The organism is Pseudomonas sp. ICMP22404 (genome assembly GCF_006227205.1).
In the GTDB taxonomy this organism is placed as follows: domain Bacteria; phylum Pseudomonadota; class Gammaproteobacteria; order Pseudomonadales; family Pseudomonadaceae; genus Aquipseudomonas.
In genome coordinates this window covers 178,065-200,980 of sequence record NZ_VCNG01000011.1, presented here as the reverse complement: position 1 = coordinate 200,980, position 22,916 = coordinate 178,065, and the positions used below count along the sequence as shown (strand labels likewise).

18 protein-coding genes are annotated in these 22,916 nt (G+C 62.0%); 8 read left to right on the top strand and 10 right to left on the bottom strand.

Annotated features, from left to right (window positions below):
• Positions 1-235: 235 nt before the first annotated feature.
• The 10 genes from FGE05_RS19855 to edd all read right to left on the bottom strand — a co-directional run bounded on the left by FGE05_RS19855 (position 236) and on the right by edd (position 12,936).
• Positions 236-1,582: a carbohydrate porin gene (locus tag FGE05_RS19855; protein WP_139647592.1), complete on the bottom strand. Its 1,347-nt coding sequence runs from the start codon at positions 1,580-1,582 to the stop codon at positions 236-238.
• 228 nt (positions 1,583-1,810) lie between these two features.
• Positions 1,811-2,971 carry an ABC transporter ATP-binding protein gene (locus FGE05_RS19850; RefSeq protein ID WP_139647590.1) on the bottom strand — a complete coding sequence of 387 codons (1,161 nt, stop codon included), beginning with the start codon at positions 2,969-2,971 and terminating at the stop codon, positions 1,811-1,813.
• Positions 2,972-2,973: 2 nt separating this feature from the next.
• Positions 2,974-3,819 (bottom strand): carbohydrate ABC transporter permease, encoded by an 846-nt coding sequence (locus tag FGE05_RS19845; RefSeq protein ID WP_041023872.1) that lies wholly within the window; start codon positions 3,817-3,819, stop codon positions 2,974-2,976.
• The gene (locus FGE05_RS19840; RefSeq protein WP_139647588.1) at positions 3,812-4,720 is read right to left on the bottom strand and encodes a carbohydrate ABC transporter permease; all 909 of its coding nucleotides are present in this window, start codon (positions 4,718-4,720) and stop codon (positions 3,812-3,814) included. Before FGE05_RS19840 ends, FGE05_RS19845 begins: the two co-directional genes overlap by 8 nt.
• 173 nt (positions 4,721-4,893) lie before the next feature.
• Complete coding sequence (locus tag FGE05_RS19835; protein WP_139647586.1) at positions 4,894-6,180, bottom strand: ABC transporter substrate-binding protein; 1,287 nt, start codon at positions 6,178-6,180, stop codon at positions 4,894-4,896.
• A gap of 114 nt (positions 6,181-6,294) precedes the next feature.
• Positions 6,295-7,554 (bottom strand): AGE family epimerase/isomerase, encoded by a 1,260-nt coding sequence (locus FGE05_RS19830; protein WP_139647584.1) that lies wholly within the window; start codon positions 7,552-7,554, stop codon positions 6,295-6,297.
• 233 nt (positions 7,555-7,787) lie between these two features.
• Positions 7,788-9,257, bottom strand: coding sequence for an ATP-binding protein (locus FGE05_RS19825; RefSeq protein WP_139647582.1), 1,470 nt, complete (start codon positions 9,255-9,257; stop codon positions 7,788-7,790).
• The gene (locus tag FGE05_RS19820; protein ID WP_139647580.1) at positions 9,247-9,978 is read right to left on the bottom strand and encodes a response regulator; all 732 of its coding nucleotides are present in this window, start codon (positions 9,976-9,978) and stop codon (positions 9,247-9,249) included. The genes FGE05_RS19825 and FGE05_RS19820 overlap by 11 nt, the downstream gene beginning before the upstream one ends.
• Before the next feature lie 178 nt (positions 9,979-10,156).
• A complete protein-coding gene (locus FGE05_RS19815) occupies positions 10,157-11,113 on the bottom strand; it encodes a glucokinase (protein WP_139647578.1) in 957 nt (318 codons plus the stop codon).
• Positions 11,110-12,936: a phosphogluconate dehydratase gene (edd, locus tag FGE05_RS19810; protein ID WP_139647576.1), complete on the bottom strand. Its 1,827-nt coding sequence runs from the start codon at positions 12,934-12,936 to the stop codon at positions 11,110-11,112. The genes FGE05_RS19815 and edd overlap by 4 nt, the downstream gene beginning before the upstream one ends.
• A gap of 230 nt (positions 12,937-13,166) precedes the next feature.
• On the opposite strand from edd, the gene gap reads away from it, so the two are divergent.
• The 8 genes from gap to arcD all read left to right on the top strand — a co-directional run bounded on the left by gap (position 13,167) and on the right by arcD (position 22,909).
• On the top strand, positions 13,167-14,168 hold the full coding sequence (gene gap / locus FGE05_RS19805; protein ID WP_041022917.1) for a type I glyceraldehyde-3-phosphate dehydrogenase: 1,002 nt from the start codon (positions 13,167-13,169) through the stop codon (positions 14,166-14,168).
• 203 nt (positions 14,169-14,371) lie between these two features.
• Positions 14,372-14,890, top strand: a complete 519-nt coding sequence (locus FGE05_RS19800; protein ID WP_139647573.1) for an RNA polymerase sigma factor — start codon at positions 14,372-14,374, stop codon at positions 14,888-14,890.
• 165 nt (positions 14,891-15,055) lie between these two features.
• Positions 15,056-15,961: a FecR domain-containing protein gene (locus FGE05_RS19795; protein WP_217505853.1), complete on the top strand. Its 906-nt coding sequence runs from the start codon at positions 15,056-15,058 to the stop codon at positions 15,959-15,961.
• Between the two features lie 119 nt (positions 15,962-16,080).
• Positions 16,081-18,672, top strand: a complete 2,592-nt coding sequence (locus FGE05_RS19790; protein WP_139647570.1) for a TonB-dependent receptor — start codon at positions 16,081-16,083, stop codon at positions 18,670-18,672.
• Positions 18,673-18,835: 163 nt separating this feature from the next.
• Positions 18,836-19,426 (top strand): biliverdin-producing heme oxygenase, encoded by a 591-nt coding sequence (locus tag FGE05_RS19785; RefSeq protein WP_139647568.1) that lies wholly within the window; start codon positions 18,836-18,838, stop codon positions 19,424-19,426.
• A 171-nt stretch (positions 19,427-19,597) separates the two neighbouring features.
• Entirely contained in the window at positions 19,598-20,002 is a 405-nt protein-coding gene (locus FGE05_RS19780) for a YbaN family protein (protein ID WP_139647566.1), read from the top strand.
• A 45-nt stretch (positions 20,003-20,047) separates the two neighbouring features.
• Positions 20,048-21,394 carry a CoA transferase gene (locus FGE05_RS19775; RefSeq protein WP_139647563.1) on the top strand — a complete coding sequence of 449 codons (1,347 nt, stop codon included), beginning with the start codon at positions 20,048-20,050 and terminating at the stop codon, positions 21,392-21,394.
• An 87-nt stretch (positions 21,395-21,481) separates the two neighbouring features.
• On the top strand, positions 21,482-22,909 hold the full coding sequence (gene arcD / locus FGE05_RS19770) for an arginine-ornithine antiporter (protein ID WP_139647561.1): 1,428 nt from the start codon (positions 21,482-21,484) through the stop codon (positions 22,907-22,909).
• Positions 22,910-22,916: the final 7 nt, after the last annotated feature.

The window sequence follows — 22,916 nt, the reverse complement described above, 5'->3', positions numbered from 1 at the left end:
ATCATTCAATACTCAACGGGTACAGCGCGTTTCTATGGCGAGGGAGCCTGCTGTGGGAGCAAAGCTTGCTCGCGACACAGGCACCTCGGTTCTTGGGCAAACCGCATTCAGCTTCATCGCGGGCAAGCCTTGCTCCCACAAATGACCTCTCAACGCGGGAACACCCCAAAAAAAAGCGGACAGCCTTGGCCGTCCGCAAATATGCGCACATAGAGAGGAGCTTATCGCAACAACGTTAGAACACCGACTGAATTTTCAGGCCGGCCACCAGCGCGTTGTCCACTTCATCCACACCACCTGGGTGGGTGATGTATTGCAGGTTGGGACGTACGGTCAGCCAGTTGGTGACGTGAACACCGTAGTTGAGCTCGTAGTTGTACTCGGTGCTACGCAGCGGCGCGAACAGTGGGTCGTTGTAATCGGTCACACCATTGGCAGCGTTGGTCAGTTCGGCGTTTTTCTTCACGTCCTCGTTGACATGGATACGGGAGAAACCGATGCCGATGTCATCTTTAGGACGGGCATCGAACGGCCCCTTGTACACGAACATCAACGACTGGTAGTTGTCGACGACGTTGGTGTCCTTGTCATGGAAAGTCGCGTTGGCTGCGATGTTCAGGCCGCGGGACGCGTCACCGTTGTGGGTGGTGAGTTGTTGCTGCGCCACGAACCAGTAGCCGTGCTTGCTGTTGTGACTGCGGTAGGCATTGCGGGTGGTTGCGGCGTCATCGCCATTGTCGTCTTCACGGACGTCGTTGGCATCGGCCGTGCTCTTGTAGTAACCGACACGGTATTCACCCGGCAGGCTGTTGACCTTCGGCGACCAGACCAGCTCGACCGGGATCACGGTGCCCTTGGTACCACTGCCGCTGAGCTTGAAGCCGTTGCCGTGTTCCAGCTGCGAAGGGTTCTGGTTGTAGGCACCGATCTGCGCGTAGAACTCAGGCGTGATGTTGTACTTCACGCGCAGCGCAGCCTGCATGACTGGCCAGTTGTACCAGATACCGGTGGCCCAGTTACCCACTTGGGAGCCGCAGAACGCCAGGTTCTGGAATTCGCAAGGGAAGGTGTTGAAGTCTTCGCCTTCGCCGAAGTAACCAGCCTTGACGTCCAGCTTGCCGTCGAGGAACTGGTGTTTGATCCACAATTGGGTCAGACGGACCATGTGGCCACGGCCGTAGACTTCCTGGGAGGAGCTCAAGGTGCCGGCACGCGGGTCGCCGACACGGTCGTTGGAAATGTTTTCGCCGTTACGGTTGGTCAGCTGGATCTTGGCCTGGGTGTTATCCCAGCCCCACAGCTTTTGCAGGTCCAGTGCCACGCCCAGACCGAACTGGTCGGAGTAACGCGCGGTCTTGTCGTTGTTGTAGCCACCATGCAGGTTGCCACCCACTTCACCGACATAGTCGGCCTTGATGTCGATACCCTGCTCGATCAGCTTGGTCCGTTCACCACCCCAGTCACCCGTCATCCACTGCGAGTCGGCGCTGAACGCGTCGGCAGCATGTGCGCTACCGGCCAGCATCATCGCCGCAACGGCTGATAACTGGCAGATAAGCTGGGCATTGTTTTTCTTCTTCATCCCTACATTCCTCGTCTTATTGTTATTGACTGTTTTTATTTTTTCTAACGCCGTTTACAACGATTGCGGTGGGCAGTCCCCCACCCACCGCATACTTCTTTTTGTGGGAGCGAGCCTGGGTGGGAGATGAGCTTGCTCGCGATGAAAACGCCTCGGTCTTTGGATGACCGCGTTATCGTTCTTCGCGAGCAAGCTTTGCTCCCACAGGCTCACTCTCACATTTGCTCTTCACCGGCCTTTGAACTGCGCCACGTTCGGCGCGCGCCCTTCGGCTTGCGTCTGACCAGCCACACCCAGGCGCTCACCCGTCTGCGCATCAAATAGTAATACTTTTTGCGGATCAAACTGAAGCGTCATCGTCTCACCGGCCTGCGGAGCCGCGTCCGGAGCCAGGCGGCAGCAAACCTTGGTGTCATTTAGACTGACAAATACCAGGGTGTCCGGGCCGGTGGGCTCGGTGACCTGGACTTCGGCACGGATGGTCGGTAAACCGTTCGGCTCGCTGCCGGCCAGTACGATCTGTTCCGGACGCATGCCAAGAATCACTTCGCGATCTTCCAGACCGGCGTCCTGCATGCCCAACGGCAACTCGCAACGGGCCTGGCCACTGTCGAGCAGCGCCACCAGGCGACCTTCCTTGCGCTGCAGGCGCAGGGGAATGAAGTTCATCGGCGGCGAACCGATGAAGCTCGCCACGAACAGGTTGGCCGGGTTGGTGTAGATGTCTTTCGGCGTGCCGAACTGCTGGATGATCCCGTCCTTCATCACCGCCACTTTGTCGCCCAGGGTCATGGCCTCGATCTGATCGTGGGTCACATAGACCGTGGTGGTCTTCAGGCGCTGGTGCATCAGTTTCATTTCGGTGCGCATCTCGACCCGCAGCTTGGCGTCGAGGTTGGACAGTGGTTCGTCAAACAGGTAGATCTTCGGCCGCCGCGCCAAGGCACGGCCCATGGCCACGCGTTGCTGCTGGCCACCGGAGAGCTGGCCGGGCTTGCGATTGAGCAGGTGTTCGATCTGCAACAGCTTGGCGACACGGGCCACTTCCTCGTCGATGGCCGATTGCGGCATCTTGCGGATCTTCAGGCCGAATTCGATATTCTCGCGCACGCTCATGGTCGGGTAGAGCGCATAGGACTGGAACACCATGGCGATGTCGCGATCCTTGGGGCTCATTCCGCTGACGTCCTGGTCGCCGATCATGATCGCGCCGCCAGTGATGTTTTCCAGGCCGGCGATGCAATTCATGAGGGTCGACTTGCCGCAGCCCGAAGGCCCGACCAGGATCAGGAACTCACCGTCCTTGATCGACAGTTCGATGTTCTTCAGGGTGTCGGGCAAGCCGGCGCCGTAGGTCTTGTTTACATTGCGAAGTTCAAGCGTTGCCATGATTACCCCTTGACTGCGCCGGCCGTCAGCCCGCGCACGAAATACTTGCCTGCGACCACATAGACCAGCAGGGTCGGCAGCCCGGCGATCATCGCCGCCGCCATATCAACGTTATATTCCTTGGCCCCGGTGCTGGTGTTGACCAGGTTGTTCAGCGCCACCGTGATGGGCTGCGAATCGCCGCTGGAGAACACCACGCCGAACAGGAAGTCGTTCCAGATCTGCGTGAACTGCCAGATCAGGCAGACCATGATGATTGGCGTCGACATCGGCAGGATGATCATGCGGAAGATGGTGAAGAAACCCGCACCGTCCAGGCGCGCCGCCTTCACCAACGCGTCAGGGATGCTGACGTAGTAGTTGCGAAAGAACAGCGTGGTAAACGCCAGGCCGTACACCACGTGCACGAACACCAGGCCAGTGGTGGTGCTGGCCAGGCCCATCTTGCCGAGGGTGAACGAGGCCGGCAGCAGTACGGTCTGGAACGGCAGGAAGCAGCCGAACAGCAACAGCCCGAAGAACAGCTGCGAACCGCGGAAGCGCCACATCGACAGGACGTAGCCGTTCAGTGCACCGATAGCGGTGGAAATCAGCACTGCCGGAACGGTGATCTTGATCGAGTTCCAGAAGTAACCGTTGACCGTTGCCCAGGCCTTGACCCAGCCGATGCCGCTGACCACGGTCGGCCAGCTCAACAGGTTACCGGTGCTGATATCTTCCGGGGTCTTGAAGCTGGTCAACAGCATGACCACCAGCGGAACCAGGTAAAGCAGTACGGCGAGGATCAGCACCGTGTAGATCGCGATGCGACTCAGGCTGATGCCAGGTTTGGTGGCGAGACTAGTCATGACGCTTGGTCCTCAGCTCGGAATACAGGTAAGGCACGATGATCGCGAGGATCGCACCGAGCATCAGGATCGCACTGGCCGAGCCCATGCCCATCTGGCCGCGGCTGAAGGTGAAGGAATACATGAACATGGCGGGCAGGTCGGACGAATAGCCAGGGCCACCGGCCGTCATGGCCGCCACCAGGTCGAAACTCTTGATCGCGATGTGCGCCAGGATCATCACGGCGCTGAAGAACACCGGACGCAGACTCGGCAGGACCACTTTCCAGTAGATTCTGGGCATGCTCGCGCCATCGATCTGCGCAGCGCGGATGATCGATTGATCGACACCCCGCAGGCCGGCCAGGAACATCGCCATGATGAAGCCCGAGGCTTGCCACACGGCGGCGATCACCAGGCAATACACCACGCGATCCGGATCGATCAGCCAGTCCAGGCGAAAGCCTTCCCAACCCCAGTCACGCAGCAGTTTGTCCAGGCCCATGCCCGGGTTGAGCAGCCATTTCCAGGCGGTACCGGTCACGATCATGGAGAGCGCCATCGGGTACAGGTAAATGGTGCGGATGAAGCCTTCACGACGGATACGCTGGTCGAGAAATACCGCCAGCAGCACGCCGATCACCAGGGTGATGCCAATGAACATGCCACCGAACACCGCGAGGTTCTTGCTCGCGACCCACCAGCGGTCGTTGTCGAACAACCGAGCGTATTGCGCCAGGCCGGCCCATTTGTAGGAGGGCAGAAACGTCGAGTTGGTGAACGAGAGAACAAACGTCCACAGGATGTAGCCATAAAAGCCCACCAGGACGATGAACATGCTGGGCGCCAGCACCAGTTTGGGAAGCCAGCGCTGCAGTGCATCGAACGGCGAGGCTTTGCTGAACACAGCAACAGAGCTCATGGGGAAATCCACTACTTGAAAACTACAGTGACATCCCTTGTGGGAGCCGCCTGTGTGGGAGCCGAGCTTGCTCGCGATGAAAACGCCTCGGTCTTTCGACGGACCGCGTTATCGTTCATCGCGAGCAAGCTTTGCTCCTACAGGCTCGCTCCCAGGGATCCAGGTATTAACCGTTACTTGGCGGACTTGACCGCAGCGCCGAGTTTCTTGGCAGTGTCGGCAGGGTTGGCACTCGGGTCGTTGATGTAGTTGGTCACCACGTCAAAGAACGCGCCTTGTACCGCCAATGTGGTCGCCATGTTGTGCGCCATGCTCGGCTGCAAGCCGCCGGTCGTGGCATCGGCCAGGAAGTCCTTGGCAGCGGTCTGGGCACAGGAGTCGAAACCGTACTTGCCCATGTCCTTCAACATGTCATTACGAACCGGGATCGAACCTTTGTTGATGCTGAAGACCTTCTGGAAGTTCTCACCCAGCACGACCTTGGCAATGTCCTGCTGACCAGCAGAAGTGCCCTTGTCTTTCTGCTTGAACACCGCCAGGGAGTCGATGTTGTAGGTGAAGGCTTTGTCGGTACCCGGGAAGGCTACGCATTCGTAATCCTTGCCGGCGACTTTCTTGGCCGCTGTCCACTCGCTCTTGGCCCAGTCACCCATGATCTGCATGCCGGCCTTGCCGTTGATGACCTTGGCCGCCTCGAGGTTCCAGTCCTGGCCCTTGCCGTCCTCATCCATATAGGTTGCGACTTTTTTCAGCTCGGTCAGCGCCTTGACCATCTCAGGTCCGGTCAGCGCAGCGTTGTCCAGGTCGACCAGCGCTTTCTTGTAACCATCAGCCCCCATGACCGACAGCACCACGGCTTCGAACACGGTGCTGTCCTGCCAAGGCTGGCCACCGTGGGCGAGCGGAATGAAGCCCGCGGCCTTCAGCTTGTCGCCAGCGGCATAGAACTCTTCGAGGGTGGTCGGGTTTTTCGTGATGCCGGCTTTCTTGAAGACTTCCGGGTTGATCCACAGCCAGTTGACGCGGTGGATGTTCACCGGCACGGCCACGTAATCACCGTCGTACTTCACGGTATCGGAGACTTTCTTGTCGAGAAGGGAGTCCCACTTCTCTTCTTTGGAAACGTCCTTGAGGACGTCGCTGTCGAGCAGTCCGGTGGAGGCCCATTCCTGGATGTCCGGGCCCTTGATCTGGGCAACGCCTGGCGGGTTGCCGGCAACCGCGCGGCTTTTCAGCACGGTCATGGCCGTGGCACCACCACCGCCGGCAACGGCACCGTCTTTCCAGGTAAAACCGTCCTTCTCGACTTGGGCCTTCAGGACATCAACAGCCGCCTTCTCACCGCCCGAAGTCCACCAATGCACCACTTCAACCGTCCCTTTCGAGTCGGCGGCAAAAGCACTGAGGGGAAACAACGAGGCAATGGAAACAGCAACTGCGAGGCGATTAATCGCGTTCATCTGAGTACCTTTTTTGTTGTTATGCATGCAAGTCTGTGGCTTGCGCTGCATGGATTCTAATCAGGGGTATTCCCTTCGCAGGTAACGAAGGGATGCGTAAGTGTCACAACTTGGTTACATGGCCGCCGGAGCGGGAAATTGCGCCAGGGCCGAGGCCATGCTCGGCGCCAGGGGCAGGCGTGGAATCAGCACCGCCTGCCAGGCGTGATACAGGTCCGGCTTGCCGGGCCAGATATCGGCACTGGGGCGATTCTGCGGATCGAGTTCGTGGTGCCAACTGCCGTTGCACCGGTCGATGAAGTGCTTCTCGCAAAACTCCCAGAAGCACCGGTACCAGGTTTCGTACTGCGCCTCGTCGGTGCGCTTGAGCAAGGCACTGGCAGCGGCGGCCGCTTCGGCATGGACCCAGTGCAGGCGATGGCGGACCACCGCGCGATTGTCCCAATCCAGCGTATAGACAATGCCAGGCGCGCCATCGACGTCCCAGCCGTGACGGCAGTTCTGCTCGAACAGTTTCTGCGCATCCTGGACCAGCCAGCCCGGGGTCAGCATGCCGATCCGCACGCGCGCCGCTTCGAGGTGCAAGAGCAGGCGGGCCCACTCGAAACCGTGGCCCGGCGTGGTGCCATACGGACGAAAGCCATCGGCGGGATTGTCGTGGTTGTATTCGCGCAACGGCTGCCAGTGGCGGTCGAAATGCTCCACCACCAGATAATCGTTGGCCGCCGCGTGGCCGTGGATCACACGTTCGACGATGCGCAACGCGCGAGCGAGCCAGCGCGGATCGTCGGTGACATCGGCCAGGGCCAGGAAGGCCTCGGTGGCGTGCATGTTGCTGTTGGCGCCGCGATAGGCTTCCTCGACGCTCCAGTCACGGTTGAAGGACTCGCGCAGGGCGCCTTCTTCCTCGCTCCAGAAATGCCCGTCGATGACCCGCACCGCCTCGTCCAGCAGCGCCTGGGCGCCGGGGCGCTGGGCCACCACGGCGGAACTGGCGGCCAGGGCCACGAAGGCATGCAGGTAGGCGGCCTTGCCGGTGTCGTCTTCATGGGGTTGCGTCGTGGCAAACCAGCCACCGTATTCGGCGTCGCGCAAGGGGCCGCTGAGGGCCTGGATGCCGTGGTCCACCAGTTCGGCGAAACCCGGCAGGCCCTGGGCGTGAGCCATGGCGAAGCTGTGGGTCATGCGGGCGGTGTTCATGGTTTCAGCCCGGGCCCCGGTCGGCAGGCAACCGCGCTCGTCCAGGTTGCCGAAACCGTCCGGCACCCTCGACGCCTTGGCGAACGCCAGCAACCGCAGGCCTTCGGCGGCGAGCCATTGCTGGTGGGCAGGGGCGTTCAGCCAACTGCTGAAGGCCGGTTGGAAGGAGTCCATCAGGCGTACCTTTTTTGTTGTTTTGACGCAGGGAGTCTAAACAAGGGATGACGGCGGGCAGGTAACGAAAGGGACGAGTTATGTCACCAGCCTGTTACAAAACAGGTGAGACGACTGGCGCCATCGCGAGCAGGCTCGCTCCCACAGGGTTCGATGGTGGACACAGAAATTGTGAACGCCGCAGTGCTCTTGTGGGAGCGAGCCTGCTCGCGATGAACGATAACGCGGTCTCGCTAATCAACACTGCGAGGCAGTTGCAACGTCACCCGCAACCCGCCCTCGCGCAGATTCTGCAAGCTCACTTCCCCCCCATGACTGTGGGCGATGTTGCGGGCGATACCCAGCCCCAGGCCATATCCCTGCTGCTGTCCGGCCAGACGGAAGTGTGGCTCGAAAACCTGCTCGAGACGCTGCTCCGGCACCCCCGGCCCTTCATCATCGACATGCAGGACAAACGCGGTTTCATCGTCGTCGATGTGCAGGTGGGCGTTCTGCCCGTACTTCAAGGCATTGTCGATCAGGTTGCCGATGCAGCGCTTGAGGGCCAGCGGCTTGCCGGGATACGGCGCCAGCGCCCGGCCATCCTGGGTGACACGGCCATTGCCGTTGGGGGCAAGGTAAGGCTCCACCAGGCAATCGAGCACATGGTTGAGGTCCACCGGCTCGATGTTTTCGTGGATGTCGGTGTCCTTGACGCATTGCAGCGCCCCTTTGACCAGTAACTCCAACTCGTCCAGATCGCGGCCGAACTTGGCTTGCAGGTTCTCATCCTCCAGCAGCTCGACCCGCAGCCGCAGGCGGGTGATCGGCGTGCGCAGGTCATGGGAAATCGCGCTGAACAACTGGCTACGCTCGGTCAGGTAGCGGCTGATGCGCTCACGCATGGCATTGAATGCCCGGCCCACCTCCACCACTTCGCTGCCGCCTCCCTCGGCCACCGGCTCCACTTCGGCGCCCAGGGACATGTCCCGGGCCGCCCGGGCCAGGCGCTTGAGCGGCCGGCTCTGCCAGTGCACGAGTAAACCGATGAACAGCAGTAACAGGCTGCTGGTGAGCACGATGAAGCCGACCTGTTGCTTCGGCAGGTCCTGTTCTTCGAGGCTGGTGTAGGGTTCAGGCAATAGCGAGGCGATGTACAACCATTCACCTGGCGCCATCTGGATCTGCGTGACCAGCACCGGCGGGTTCACAGGTTCAAGTGTCAAGGCATAGTGCGCCCAAGAGCGTGGCAACTCGTCGAGCTTCAGCCCGCCGTTGAAAATCCGCAGGTCATCGGGGCTGACGAAGGTGACGGAAATATCCGTGTTATTGCCCAGGGACTTGCGCAGCACTTCGTCCACTGCCTTGAGCACTGCCAGCTTGCGCGGCGTGACCGGCAGCACATCCATGCCCAGGGGCTTGTCGTTGAGCGTGACGACAAACCGCGTCCCCCCCATGCTGCGCAGTTGGTCCAGCACCAGCGGCCGGTACGCCACCGGCAGCGAACGCAGGTAGCTGACGCTGGCCGTCATCGAATGGGCGAGGCTGCGGGCGCTGGTGACCAAACCTTCGAGCTGCGTGGCGCGCAGTTGCGACACCCAAATGACGCTGGACAATGTCTGGGCGAACAACACCACCAGCAAGGTCAACAACAGCATCCTTCCGAGCAGCGAGCGCGGCACCGGCACCCGTCGGGCGATTTTCCTGGCCCAGTCAATGCCCATTGCTGGCAACCACATTGGCCGCCAATTGATAACCACTGCCGCGCACCGTACGGATCAGCCGTGGTGGCTTGTCGGTGTCACGCAGGCGCTGGCGCAGGCGACTGACCGCCATGTCGACAATCCGGTCCAGGGGCATCAGTTCCCGACCCCGGGTGGCGTTGCCGATGGTGTCGCGGTCGAGGATTTCCTGGGGATGATCGAGAAACAGTTTGAGCAGGGCGAAATCGGCGCCGGAGAGGATCACTTCCTCACCGTCGGTGTGGAACAGCCGATGACTGACCATGTCCAGCCGCCACTCGTCGAAGGCCAGCACCTCGCCGCCGGAGCGTTCCTGGCCGAACTGTGCCCGGCGCAACAGGGCCTTGATGCGCGCCTGCAATTCACGGGGGCTGAACGGCTTGCCGAGGTAGTCATCGGCTCCCAGCTCCAGGCCGATGACCCGGTCGGCCTCGTCGGAACTGGCGGTGAGCATAATGATCGGCACATGGGCCTGGCGCGGGTGTTGGCGAACCCAGCGGCACAGGCTGAAGCCGTCTTCGTCGGGTAGCATCACGTCGAGGATCACCAGATCGCTCGGCGCCTCGTTCAATGCCTGGCGAAACCCGGCTCCGTCGGGCGTGGTCCGCACCTGGAACCCCGCACGACTGAGGTAAGTGTCCAGCAGCTCGCGAATCTCCTGGTCGTCGTCGACCAACAAAATCGATTTGTTTACTGAACTCACGGGGCCGCGTCCTTGTTGTTTGGATTAGTGCGGATTATGCCTGATGGAGAAAGCCTATAAACACCACAGGTCCTTTGTGGGAGCGAGCCTGCTCGCGATAGCGGAGTGTCAGGCGCCGAACAGGTGGCTGACACTCCGCTATCGCGAGCAGGCTCGCTCCCACAGGGGGGACTGCATTTCAGCTGGCCGATTGCTCCAACGCCACGCCCGCGCCCATCAGGCCAGAGTATGGTGCGGTGACCAGCCAGACCGGAATGCCCTTGAAGTAATCGCTCATGCAACCTTTGTCAGCGAAGCAGCGGGCGAAGCCACTTTCGAGGAAGAAATCGGCAAACCGGGGAATCACCCCGCCGACGATGTATACACCACCTCGACCGCCCACCGTCAGTACGTTGTTGCCGGCCACACGCCCCAACCAGCGGCAGAATTGCTCCAGCACTTCCAGGGCGATAGGGTCACCGGCCAGGCCTGCGGCGGTAATGGATTCGGGGGTATCGAGCACGGGTTCATGCCCGTCCACCGCGCAGATCGCCCGGTACACCCGGGGCAAGCCGCTGCCGCTCAAGGCGGTTTCGGCACTGACGTGACCGATCTCGTTGTAGATATGCTGCCAGAGCTGGGTTTCCCGCGGGCTGCTCATCGGCAGGTCGACATGGCCACCCTCCCCCGGCAACGCCGCAAAGCGGCCTTCACCCAGATCCAGCAATGTACCGACGCCCAGCCCCGTGCCCGGCCCGATCACCACCGCCGGACGCATCGGCTCCGGGGTGCCTTCGCACACGACCCGGTACTCATCGGGACGCAAACGGGTCATGCCCAGGGCCATGGCCGAGAAGTCGTTGACCAGCAACAGCTTCTCTACCTGCAGGGTCTTGCAGAACGCCAGGTTGCTCAGGCGCCAGTGGTTGTTGGTGAAGCGAAACAGATCACCCGATACCGGGCCAGCCACCGACAGGCACACCGAACCGATGGCACCGGGCTCCAGGCCCATGCCACTCAGGTACACCTTGATGGCATCTTCAGGGCAGGCGTAATCCGCCGTCGCCAGCACCTGGACGTTCTCCAGGTTGTGGTTCTTCCACAACGCGAAGCGCGCATTGGTCCCACCGATGTCACCGACCAGGGCCAGTTTCAATTAATCGTCTCCAGTGCAGCCGTGAAGGCGCTGGCGCCCTGCTCTGCCGAGCTGAAGGCCATGCGCATGAAACCGAACAGTTCGCGACCGGTACCGATGTTGTTGCCCAACAGGCCCTTGGCCGGTTCGCGTGCGGCGAATTCCTCGGCGTCCACCTTCAATTCCAAGGTGCCTTTGACGCCGTCGACGCGGATGATATCGCCCTCCTGCACTCGGGCCAACGCGCCGCCGACATAAGCTTCGGGGCTGACGTGGATCGCCGCCGGGATTTTCCCCGAGGCGCCGGACATGCGCCCGTCGGTCACCAACGCCACTTTGAAACCGCGATCCTGTAGCGAACCTAGGAACGGGGTCATCTTGTGCAGCTCCGGCATGCCGTTGGAGCGCGGGCCCTGGAAGCGCATCACCGCGACAAAATCCTTCTCCAGCAGCCCGGCCTTGAACGCATCCGCCAGGTCTTGCTGGTCCTGGAAGACCATGGCGGGTGCTTCGACGATCTGGTTCTCCAGGGCAACAGCGGAGACTTTCATCACGCCACGGCCCAGGTTGCCTTCCATCACCCGCAAGCCGCCTTCCGGCGAAAATGCACGGGCCACCGGGCGCAGGATGTTTTCGTCGAGACTTTCGATCGGGCCGTCGCGCCATACCAGCTCGCCATTCTCCAGGAACGGTTCCTGGGTATAGCGGCTCAGGCCGTGACCGAGCACGGTGTTGACGTTTTCGTGGAGCAGGCCGGCTTCCAGCAGTTCGCGGATCAGGAACGACATGCCGCCCGCCGCCTGGAAGTGGTTGATGTCGGCCTTGCCGTTCGGGTAGACGTGACTCAGGGTCGGCACCACCTCGGAGAGGTCGGCCATGTCCTGCCAGGTCAGCTGGATGCCCGCCGCCATGGCGATGGCCGGCATGTGCAAGGTGTGGTTGGTCGAGCCGCCGGTGGCGTGCAGCGCGACGATGGAGTTGACCAGCGAGCGTTCGTCGACGATTTCGCCGATGGGCATGAAGTTGCCGCTCTGCTTGGTCATGCGCGTCACCTGGAACGCCGCTTCGCGAGTCAGGGCATCGCGCAGCGGGGTGTTCGGGTTGACGAACGAGGCGCCCGGCAAGTGCAGGCCCATCACTTCCATCAACAGCTGGTTGGTGTTCGCGGTGCCGTAGAAGGTGCATGTGCCAGGGCTGTGGTAGGACTTCATCTCCGATTCCAACAGCTCTTCGCGAGTGGCCTTGCCCTCGGCGTAACGCTGGCGCACATCAGCCTTTTCCTTGTTGGAGATGCCGGAAACCATCGGCCCGCCGGGCACGAAAATCGTCGGCAGGTGACCGAAGCGCAGCGCGCCCATCATCAGGCCCGGGACGATCTTGTCGCAGATGCCGAGCATCAACGCGCCGTCGAACATGTTGTGGGACAACGCCACCGCCGTGGACATCGCGATCACTTCGCGACTCGGCAGGCTCAGTTCCATCCCCGCCTCGCCCTGGGTGACGCCGTCGCACATGGCCGGCGTGCCGCCCGCGAACTGGCCGACCGAGCCGATCTCGCGTAAGGCTTTCTTGATCTGTTCCGGGAAGGTTTCGTAGGGCTGGTGGGCCGAGAGCATGTCGTTATAGGACGACACGATGGCGATGTTGGCGGCGTTCATCATCCGCAGGTGATGCTTGTCTTCGCTGCCGCAACCGGCCACGCCATGGGCGAAGTTGGCGCATTGCAACTTGCCGCGCATCGGACCGTCGCTGGCAGCACCGCGGATCAATGCAAGGTAAGCCTGACGCGTGGCGCGGCTGCGGGCGATAAGCCGTTCGGTGACCTCAAGAACGCGGGGATGCATGTGTAGAACTCCAGGCTAACGGGTGTGGCGACCTGATTGTCTATGCTGGTCAGAACCGGCTGCGCGCCCCCGTGACAGAGAAGGCGACAAACGGTTTTTGACCAATCGGACCAGTTGATTCAGGTCACTCGTTGTAGATAAAACAAAATATTGCCATCAAAAAGGCTTGTTTTCTATTTTTATGCGAATAATCTTGTAATTCCAACAACAAAACGACGGCGGCGCAGTTAATGACTCTTCGAATCGCAATCAATGGTTTTGGCCGCATCGGCCGCAACGTCCTCCGTGCACTGTATACCCAAGGCTATCGTCGCGACTTGCAGATCGTCGCCATCAACGACCTGGGTGACAGCGCGATCAATGCTCATCTGCTCAAGTACGACACCGTCCATGGCACGTTCGATGCCGAGGTGCAGCACGATAACGAAAGCCTGACGGTCAATGGCGACCGCATCGCGGTCAGCGCCATCCGCAACCCGGCCGAACTGCCCTGGGCCGCCGAGAAGATCGACGTGGTGTTCGAGTGCACCGGGCTGTTCACCGACCGCGCCAAGGCCGCCGCCCATATCAGCGCCGGCGCCCGCAAGGTGATCATCTCGGCCCCGGCCAAGGGTGCCGACGCCACCGTGGTGTATGGCGTGAACCACGACATCCTGCGCCAGTCCCACCAGATCATCTCCAACGCTTCGTGCACCACCAACTGCCTGGCCCCGGTGGCCCAGGTACTGCATCGCGAGCTGGGCATCGAAAGTGGCTTGATGACTACCATCCATGCCTACACCAACGACCAGAACCTGACCGACGTCTACCACACCGACCCGTACCGCGCCCGTTCGGCCACCCAGAACATGATCCCGAGCAAGACCGGTGCCGCCGAAGCGGTGGGCCTGGTACTGCCGGAACTGGCGGGCAAGCTGACCGGCATGGCCGTGCGTGTGCCGGTGATCAACGTGTCCCTGGTGGACCTCACCGTACAGCTCAAGCGCGAAGCGTCGGCCGAAGAAGTCAACGAACTGCTGCGCCAGGCCAGCCAACATTCGAAGATCCTCGGCTACAACACCCTGCCGCTGGTCTCCAGTGACTTCAACCACAACCCGCTGTCGTCGATCTTCGACGCCAACCACACCAAGGTCAGCGGCAAGCTGCTCAAGGTACTGGCCTGGTATGACAACGAGTGGGGCTTCTCCAACCGCATGCTCGATAACTGCCTGGCGTTGTGCAACGCCGAGTAACCGGGCATAGCCGTTGAACGCTTTTGTGGGAGCGAGGCTGCTCGCGAAAGCGGCGTGTCAGTCAGCACTTTCGTCGACTGGCACACCGTTATCGCGAGCGGGCTCGCTCCCACAGTGGTTTTGGGGTAGTGATGAAATCCGGGCTTGACCTACAGAGCAGATGATAAGCATTATCATTTACTCTTACCGGATCGGGCCTTACCGTGAGTCAATCGCGCTTTCACCACGTCTTCCTCGCCCAGCGCACCCCTCTGCTGCGCACCCTCGAGCGCATGGTCAACAACCCCAGCACCGCCGAAGACCTGCTCCAGGAAACCTATTTGCGCGTCTCCCGCGCATTGGGTGAACGCACAGTCGAGCACCTCGAACCCTTTGTCTTCCAGACCGCCCGCAACCTGGCGCGGGATCACTTGCGTGCCCGGCGCATGCAGTCCCGGACCGTTGTGGACGACGTCCCCCTGGACGTCGTCCACAACGTGGTCGCGCCCCAGAGCAGCGCCGAGGACGCCGCCCATGCCGAACAGATGCTCGAGCGCCTCAACATCAGCCTGCAAGCGCTGAGCCCGCGTCAACAACAGATTTTCATTCTCAGCCGCTTGCATGGGCATGGTTATCAGGACATCGCCGCAGAGCTGGGCGTGTCCCTGAGTACCGTGCAAAAGGAACTGAAACTGATCATGGCGATCTGTATCGGCGTGGCAGAACGCTTGGACATCGGCTGATGTCCGCCAGTACACCTCTACAGGGCGGCGCCGATTGCGTTGGCCGATCCTGCTAGTCTAGGTTTCCGGATTTGAAACAGCCGTGCAAAGACACTGCGAGGAACCACCGTGACGGATAATCACCACGCTCCCGAGTCTGCATCAGCCCAGGACACCGCCCATGCCATGGAGCAGGCGCTGGACTGGCTGATCCTGCTGGACAACCCCAGCCAGGAGCAGGCCCGGCAATTCCAGGTCTGGCTGGCGGCCGACCCTCGCCACGGCGAAGCGTTTCTCAGGGCCCAGACCCTCTGGAATGGCCCGCACGTGAAGGAGAGTGCCCGGCGGCTCCAGGCCGCTCCCAGAGTGGGCGCATTGTCACGCTTGCGCGCCCACTGGAAACCCCTGGCCACCGCTGCCGTGCTGTTCCTGGGCCTGTTCAATTTCAGCGACCTGCCCCTGCGTTTCCAGGCCGATCACCTGACGGTGGTCGGTGAGCGCCAGCGCCTGCAGTTGGAAGACGGCTCCAAGGTCCTGCTCAACACCGATTCGGCGTTTTCCAGCACGTTCAACGAACAGCGCCATGTGGCCCGTCTGTACAAGGGCGAGGCGTTTTTCGAGGTGCCCGACACTCGCAGCCTGCCACTGGAGATCGACGCCGGGCCGGTCACCGCCAGTGTCAGCAACACCACGTTCGCGGTGCGCTACCTCGACGGCGTGGCCCAGGTCCAGGTCCAGCGCGGCGATGTGGACCTGCGGGCCAACCGCAACGACACCCATGTCCGGCTCTCGGCCGGGGAAAGCATCCGCATCGGCCCCAACGGCTTCGACCGCCCGGCCCCGCTCGACGCCAGCACCGACCTGGCCTGGGTCCAGGGTCGGCTGGTGTTCGAGAACCGGCCGCTGAGCCAGGTCCTGGCCGAACTGCGGCGCTACTATCCGGGCTGGATCATCAACCGCAACGAGCAGTTGGCCCAAGTCGCGGTGACGGGTAATTACCGCCTCGACCAGCCGCTGGACGTGGTTCGCTCCCTGGCTCACATCACGTCTTCGCAGCTTCAGGAATTCCCGGCACTGGTGATCCTGAACTAAATGAGAATTATTTTTACTCGATAGCCTTCGCTGATTCGTCTCGTTATAGCCAATGCAATTGATTCGCATCTATCGATGCCAATCTGCACCTATAACAGATGCGACACGGAGCGCTATCGATGTCCTCTCGCCTTACCTGCAGGTTCCTCGCCCCTTCCCGAACGCTGTCGTTGCTGACCGCCGCCATCCTCATGGCCGGCATCGCGCCCGCCGCCCTGGCCGCCGCGACACAACCACCTGCGCGCAATATCGGCGACTACACCTTCGCCATTGCCCAACAGCCACTGGTCTCGGCCCTGAACGCGTTCACGGCCGTCACGGGCTGGCAAGTGGGTCTGCCGGCCGAGCTGGCCGAAGGTGTCGCGTCGCCCGGCGTCAACGGCTCGTTGCCACCGGAGAAAGCCCTGGAACGCCTGCTGACGGGAACCAACCTGAGCTACCGCAAGCTGGGCAACAACAGCATCGTCCTGGAGAAACGCAGCGCCGGCAACGTGGTGAACCTGCAACAGATGACCATCAGCGCCACCCGCCAGGAGCAGGACATCAGCGGCGTACCGAGCACCGTCAGCGTCCATGATCGCCAGGCACTGGACCGCAACAACATCAACACCCTCAAGGATCTGGTGCGCTACGAGCCCGGCGTGTCGGTGGGTGGCGCGGGCCAGCGCGGCGGCATCAGCGGCTACAACATCCGCGGTATCGACGGCAACCGGATCCTGACCCAGGTCGACGGCGTGGCAATTCCCGACGGTTTCTTCAACGGTCCCTACGCCAAGACCCAGCGCAACTACGTCGACCCGGAAATCATCAAACGCGTGGAAATCCTCCGCGGTCCGGCGTCGGTGCTCTATGGCAGCAACGCCATTGGCGGCGCTGTCAGCTATTTCACCCTGGATCCGGATGACATCATCAAGCCCGGCCAGGACGTCGGTGCCCGGTTGAAGACCGGCTACAGCTCCGCCGACGAAAGCTGGCTCAAATCCGCCACCGTCGCCGGCCGCAGTGGGGCATTCGACGGCCTGCTGCACTACAGCCAGCGCGACGGCCATGAAACCGAATCCTACGGCAGCCACAACGGCACCGGACTGGACCGCACCGCAGCCAACCCTGAGGACGTGCGCGCCAGCAATGTATTGGCCAAACTCGGTTGGCACTACAACGATGACGCCCGCCTGGGCCTGGTCTACGAGAAGTACAAGGATGATCGCGACACCGATCTGAAAAGTGCCTACGGAGGCCCCTTCTCCAACGGCCAGCCGGCCATTCCCACCAGCATCCTGCCGGGCGGCATGTATCAGTGGCGCACCGGCAACGACACCGTCACCCGTGAGCGTTTCGGCCTGGAGCACAGCTTCGCCCTCGACAGCCTGCTGGCCGACAACATCAAGTTGAGCCTGAATCACCAGATCGCCAAGACCGACGAGAGCACCGCCGAATTCTACTTCCCGATCACCCGTCGGGTCCTGCGCACCCGCGAAACCCTCTACGAAGACAAGCAATGGGTCTTCGACGCACAACTGGACAAGGCCTTCAGCCTCGCCGACACCGATCACGCACTGACCTACGGCACCACGATCAAGCAACAGAAAGTCACCGGCTCGCGCAGTGGCAATGGGGTGTGCCTGGCGGTCGGCGTGGGGTGTTCCGCCGTCGGTGCCATCAGCACCCGAGACGTACTGGCAAAAGCCAGCGACTTCCCGGACCCGACCATCAACACCTACAGCCTGTTCGCCCAGGACCAGATCAGTTGGGACAAGTGGACCTTCACCCCGGGCCTGCGCTACGACTACACCCAGCTCAAGCCGCACCTCACCCAGGCGTTTCTCGACACCGTCGACCCGACCGGCGGTGGCCAGGTCAGCGACAGCAACAAGACCTGGCATCGCGTCTCACCCAAGTTCGGCCTGACCTACGCCTTTACCGACCAGTACACCGGGTACGGCCAGTACGCCGAAGGTTTCCGCACCCCGACCGCCAAGGCCCTGTACGGCCGTTTCGATAACCCCATCGTCGGCTACAGCGTGGAACCCAACCCCAACCTGGAACCGGAAAAAAGCAAAAGCTACGAGACCGGCTTGCGTGGCCGTTTCGACTCCGGTTCGTTCGACGTGGCGGTGTTCTACAACAAGTACCGCGACTTCATCAACGAAGACGCCATCACCCCCGGCGCCGATCAATTGACCTTCCAGAGCAACAACATCAAGCACGCCACCATCAAGGGCGCCGAGCTCAAGGGTCGTCTGGAGCTGGACGTATTGGGTGCGCCCCGGGGCCTCTACACCCAGGGTTCGGTGGCCTACGCCTACGGGCGCAACGACGACACTGGCCAGCCGATCAACAGCGTCAACCCGCTGACCGGCGTGTTCGGCCTGGGTTACGAACAAGACGACTACGGCAGCTTGCTCACCTGGACCCTGGTCAGGAAGAAAAACCGCGTCGACGACAGCAACTTCAACTCGCCGGATGGCGTCAGCAGCCAGTTCAAGACACCCGGGTTCGGGATCCTCGACCTGACCGGTTTCTACAAGGTGACCCAGGACATTACCGTCAGCGGTGGCCTCTACAACCTCACCGACAAAAAGTATTGGCTGTGGGATGACGTGCGTGGCTACGACAGCGTCGGCGAAGCGGCCGTGCTGAGCCCCGCCAACCTCGATCGCCTGACAGCGCCGGGACGCAACTTCGCGGTCAACCTGATCTGGGATATCTGATCCGCTGACCACAGCAAACAGTTCATAGGTGGGAGCAAAGCTTGCTCGCGATACGGGCGCCTCGATTTCTGAAGGACCGCATCGTCTGCATCGCGGGCAAGCCTTGCTCCCACAGTGGTGCCCCTCGCCACAACAGCGACCTACTTTCACTCAAGGAATTTTCATGAGCCCCCAACGCTTCACCTCACGCTCCCAACGCCTCAACCAGATCACCCACGAGCCCCACGGCAAGCTCGACGCCCTGGTCAAGGCCCACGCCCCGTTCGACAGCCCGGCCAGCTTTGCCCGTTTCGTTGTCGCCCAGTACCTGTTCCAGTCGGAACTGGTGGCGCTGTACAACGACGCGCAGCTGTCCGCCCTGATCCCCGACCTGCCGGCCCGCTGCCGGGCCGAAGCGGCCAAGGCCGACCTGGCGGACCTGGATACCGATGTCCCGGCCCCGGTGGCCGGTGCGCTGGACAACCCAACCATGGCCGAGGCCCTGGGCTGGTTGTTCGTCTCGGAAGGCTCGAAACTGGGCGCGGCATTCCTGATCAAGCGGGCAATAGGCCTGGGGCTGAGCGAAGCCTTCGGTGCCCGCCACCTGGCCGAACCGGCGGGCGGCCGCGCCGAAGGCTGGAAGACCTTCACCCGTATCCTCGACACAGTGGTCCTCACCGAACAGCAGGAAGCCGAAGCGGACAAAGGCGCGCTGGATGCCTTCAACCGATTTACGGTGTTGCTGGAACAGGCCTACGCCGCTGAGCTAGCCTGAACACTGACATCTGGATCACCCCTTCCCTTGTGGGAGCGAGCACTGTGTGGGAGCAAAGCTTGCTCGCGATGAAGACGCCTCAATCCATTGACCGTGTTTCGTTCATCGCGAGCAAGCTTTGCTCCCACAGGCTCGCTCCCACGGAGATATGTGCATGTTTGAAAGGTGACGATGAATCCACCCTCCAAAACCGCCCGATTGCTCTTCGGCCTGCTCGCCTACACCAGCCTGACCATCGGTCTGGTCGCCATCGTCGTGCCCGGCCTGCCGACGACCGAGTTCATCCTGCTGGCCGCCTGGGCCGCGACTCGCAGTTCGCCGCGCCTGAGTGCCTGGCTGGAGAGCCATCGGCTGTTCGGGCCGATGCTGTACAACTGGCGCAACGGCAAGGTAATCCCGCGTCGGGCCAAGATCGGCGCAACCCTCGGCATGCTGTTCTGTGCCGTACTGATGCTGGCGACGCTCAATCATGGCTGGCCGGTTTACCTGACCATGATGGGCATGGGCGCAGGCAACCTGTGGATCTGGTCCCGTCCCGAGGCAAGGGAACCGGCAACAGCGCGAACGCCTGAATAAACCGTTTTGATCTATGCTCGGCCTCTCACACCCGGAGGGTCTTCGATGACAGATCTACTCGCGTCCATGCAAGCCGCCCTCGGCTTGCCCACGACTCCGATCCCCTTCAGCCATGACGGCGCCCTGCCTTCGGCGTTCGCCGTCACGGAACTGGCCAGTGCCAGCATTGCCGTGGCCGGCCAGGCGACCGCAGAACTCATTGGCCAACAGACCGGCCGCCTGCCGCCCCTCGAAGTCGACCGGCGCCTGGCTTCGTTCTGGTTCTCCACATCCCTGCGCCCCATTGGCTGGAGCGTGCCGCCGATGTGGGACCCGGTGGCCGGCGACTACGCCACGGCCGACGGCTGGATTCGCCTGCACACCAATGCGCCGCATCATCGCCGGGCGGCGGAAAAGGTCCTCGGTAACTGTGTTGATCGTGCCGACATGGCGAGCAAAGTGATCCACTGGAACAAGACCGAACTGGAACAGGCCGTCGTCGACGCCGGTGGCTGCGCCGCCGAGATGCGCTCCTGGCAGGCGTGGCAGGCCCATCCCCAAGGTATCGCAGTGAATGCCGAGCCGCTGGTGCACTTCACTGGAACCGCCGGGGAACACTGCAAACCCTGGCTCGGTTCCGTGGCACAGCCACTGGCCGGCCTCAAGGTACTGGACCTGACCCGCGTACTGGCCGGTCCCGTCGCCAGCCGCTTCCTCGCGGGCCTGGGGGCCGACGTCTTGCGGATCGATCCACCGACCTGGGACGAACCCGGCGTGGTCCCGGAAGTCACCCTGGGCAAACGCTGTGCCCGCCTCGACCTGCACCAGCCCGACGACCGCACCACGTTCGAAGCACTGCTCAAGGACGCCGACATCCTCCTGCACGGCTACCGGGCCGACGCCCTCGAACGCCTGGGTTACGGCGCCGCGCAACGCCACAAGATCGCCCCTGGCCTGATCGATGTCAGCCTCAACGCCTACGGTTGGAGCGGCCCGTGGCAGCAACGGCGCGGCTTCGACAGCCTGGTGCAAATGAGCAGTGGTATCGCCGAGGCCGGCATGGCCTGGAAACAGACCGACAAACCGACACCGCTGCCCGTCCAGGCGCTGGACCACGGCACCGGCTACTTGATGGCGGCCAGCGCCGTGGTGTTGCTGGCCCGGCGCCTGGCAAACGGGCAAGGTGGCTCGGCACGCCTGTCCCTGGCGCGTACCGCCCGACTGCTGATCGAGGGTGGCGCGGGGATTCAGGCCGCGCTACGCCCCGAGGACGAGCGGGACCTGGGGGTGCTGATCGAGCAGACACCGTGGGGACCGGCTCGCCGGTTGCAGGTGCCGCTGAAAATCACCGGCACGCCCTGGCAATGGACACGCGCGGCAACGACACTCGGCGCCCATCGAGCGCAATGGTGAACGACTCCGCCTTCTGACCTGGATCAGCTATTGAAATGGTAAATCGACATACGCTGTGACTCCCCTCGGTTGCTTCGGAGTCATGGAATGTCTGATACCCCCGGAAAACTTCGCTTGGGTGCGTTGGTCGCGCTGGTAGTGGGTTCGATGATCGGCGGGGGAATCTTTTCCTTGCCCCAGAACATGGCCGCCAGTGCCGATGTCGGTGCCGTGCTGATTGGCTGGGCGATTACTGCGGTGGGCATGCTGACCCTCGCCTTTGTGTTCCAGACCCTGGCCAATCGCAAACCCGATCTGGATGGTGGTGTGTATGTCTACGCCAAAGCCGGATTCGGTGACTACATGGGGTTCTCCTCGGCCTGGGGTTATTGGATCAGCGCATGGTTAGGCAACGTCGGCTACTTCGTCTTGCTGTTCAGCACCCTGGGTTATTTTTTTCCGGTCTTCGGTGAGGGCAATACGGTTGCAGCGGTGATCGGCGCGTCGCTGCTGCTGTGGGCCGTGCATTTCCTGGTGCTGCGCGGCATCAAGGAAGCTGCGTTCATCAACCTCGTCACCACCGTTGCCAAGGTCGTGCCGCTGGCGTTGTTCGTGCTGATCGCCGTGTTCGCCTTCCGGCTCGACATTTTCACCGCCGATATCTGGGGCGTGAAGAACCCGCAGTTGGGCAGCGTGATGAACCAGGTGCGCAACATGATGCTGGTCACCGTCTGGGTGTTCATCGGTATCGAGGGCGCGAGCATTTTTTCCGCCCGCGCCGAGCGGCGTTCGGATGTGGGCAAGGCCACGGTGATCGGCTTTATCACCGTGCTGCTGTTCCTGGTGTTGGTGAACGTGCTGTCCCTGGGGATCATGACCCAGCCGGAACTGGCGAAGCTGCAGAACCCGTCCATGGCCGCAGTGCTGGAGCACGTCGTGGGCCACTGGGGCGCGGTGCTGATCAGCGTCGGCCTCATCATTTCGCTGCTCGGAGCCCTGTTGTCCTGGGTGCTGCTGTGCGCCGAGATCCTGTTCGCCGCCGCCAGGGACCACACCATGCCGGCGTTCCTGCGTCGCGAAAATGCCAACCACGTGCCGGCCAACGCCCTGTGGCTGACCAACGCCATGGTCCAACTGTTTCTGATCGTTACCCTGTTCTCGGCCAGTACCTACCTGTCGCTGATCTACCTCGCCACGTCGATGATCCTGGTGCCCTACCTGTGGTCGGCGGCCTACGCGCTGCTGCTGGCGGTGCGCGGCGAAACCTACCAGAACGCCCCGGCCGAACGCCGCAAGGACTTGGCCATCAGCGCCATCGCCCTGCTCTACGCGGTGTGGTTGCTGTATGCCGGCGGGATCAAATACCTGCTGCTTTCTGCGCTGCTCTACGCCCCCGGCGCGGTGCTGTTCGCCCAGGCCCGGCGCGAAGTGGCCCGACCGGTGTTCACCGCTGTCGAGAAGCTGATTTTCGCCGCAGTAGTCGCAGGCGCCCTGATAGCCGGCTATGGCCTCTACAGCGGCTTCCTGAGCTTGTGATCACTCA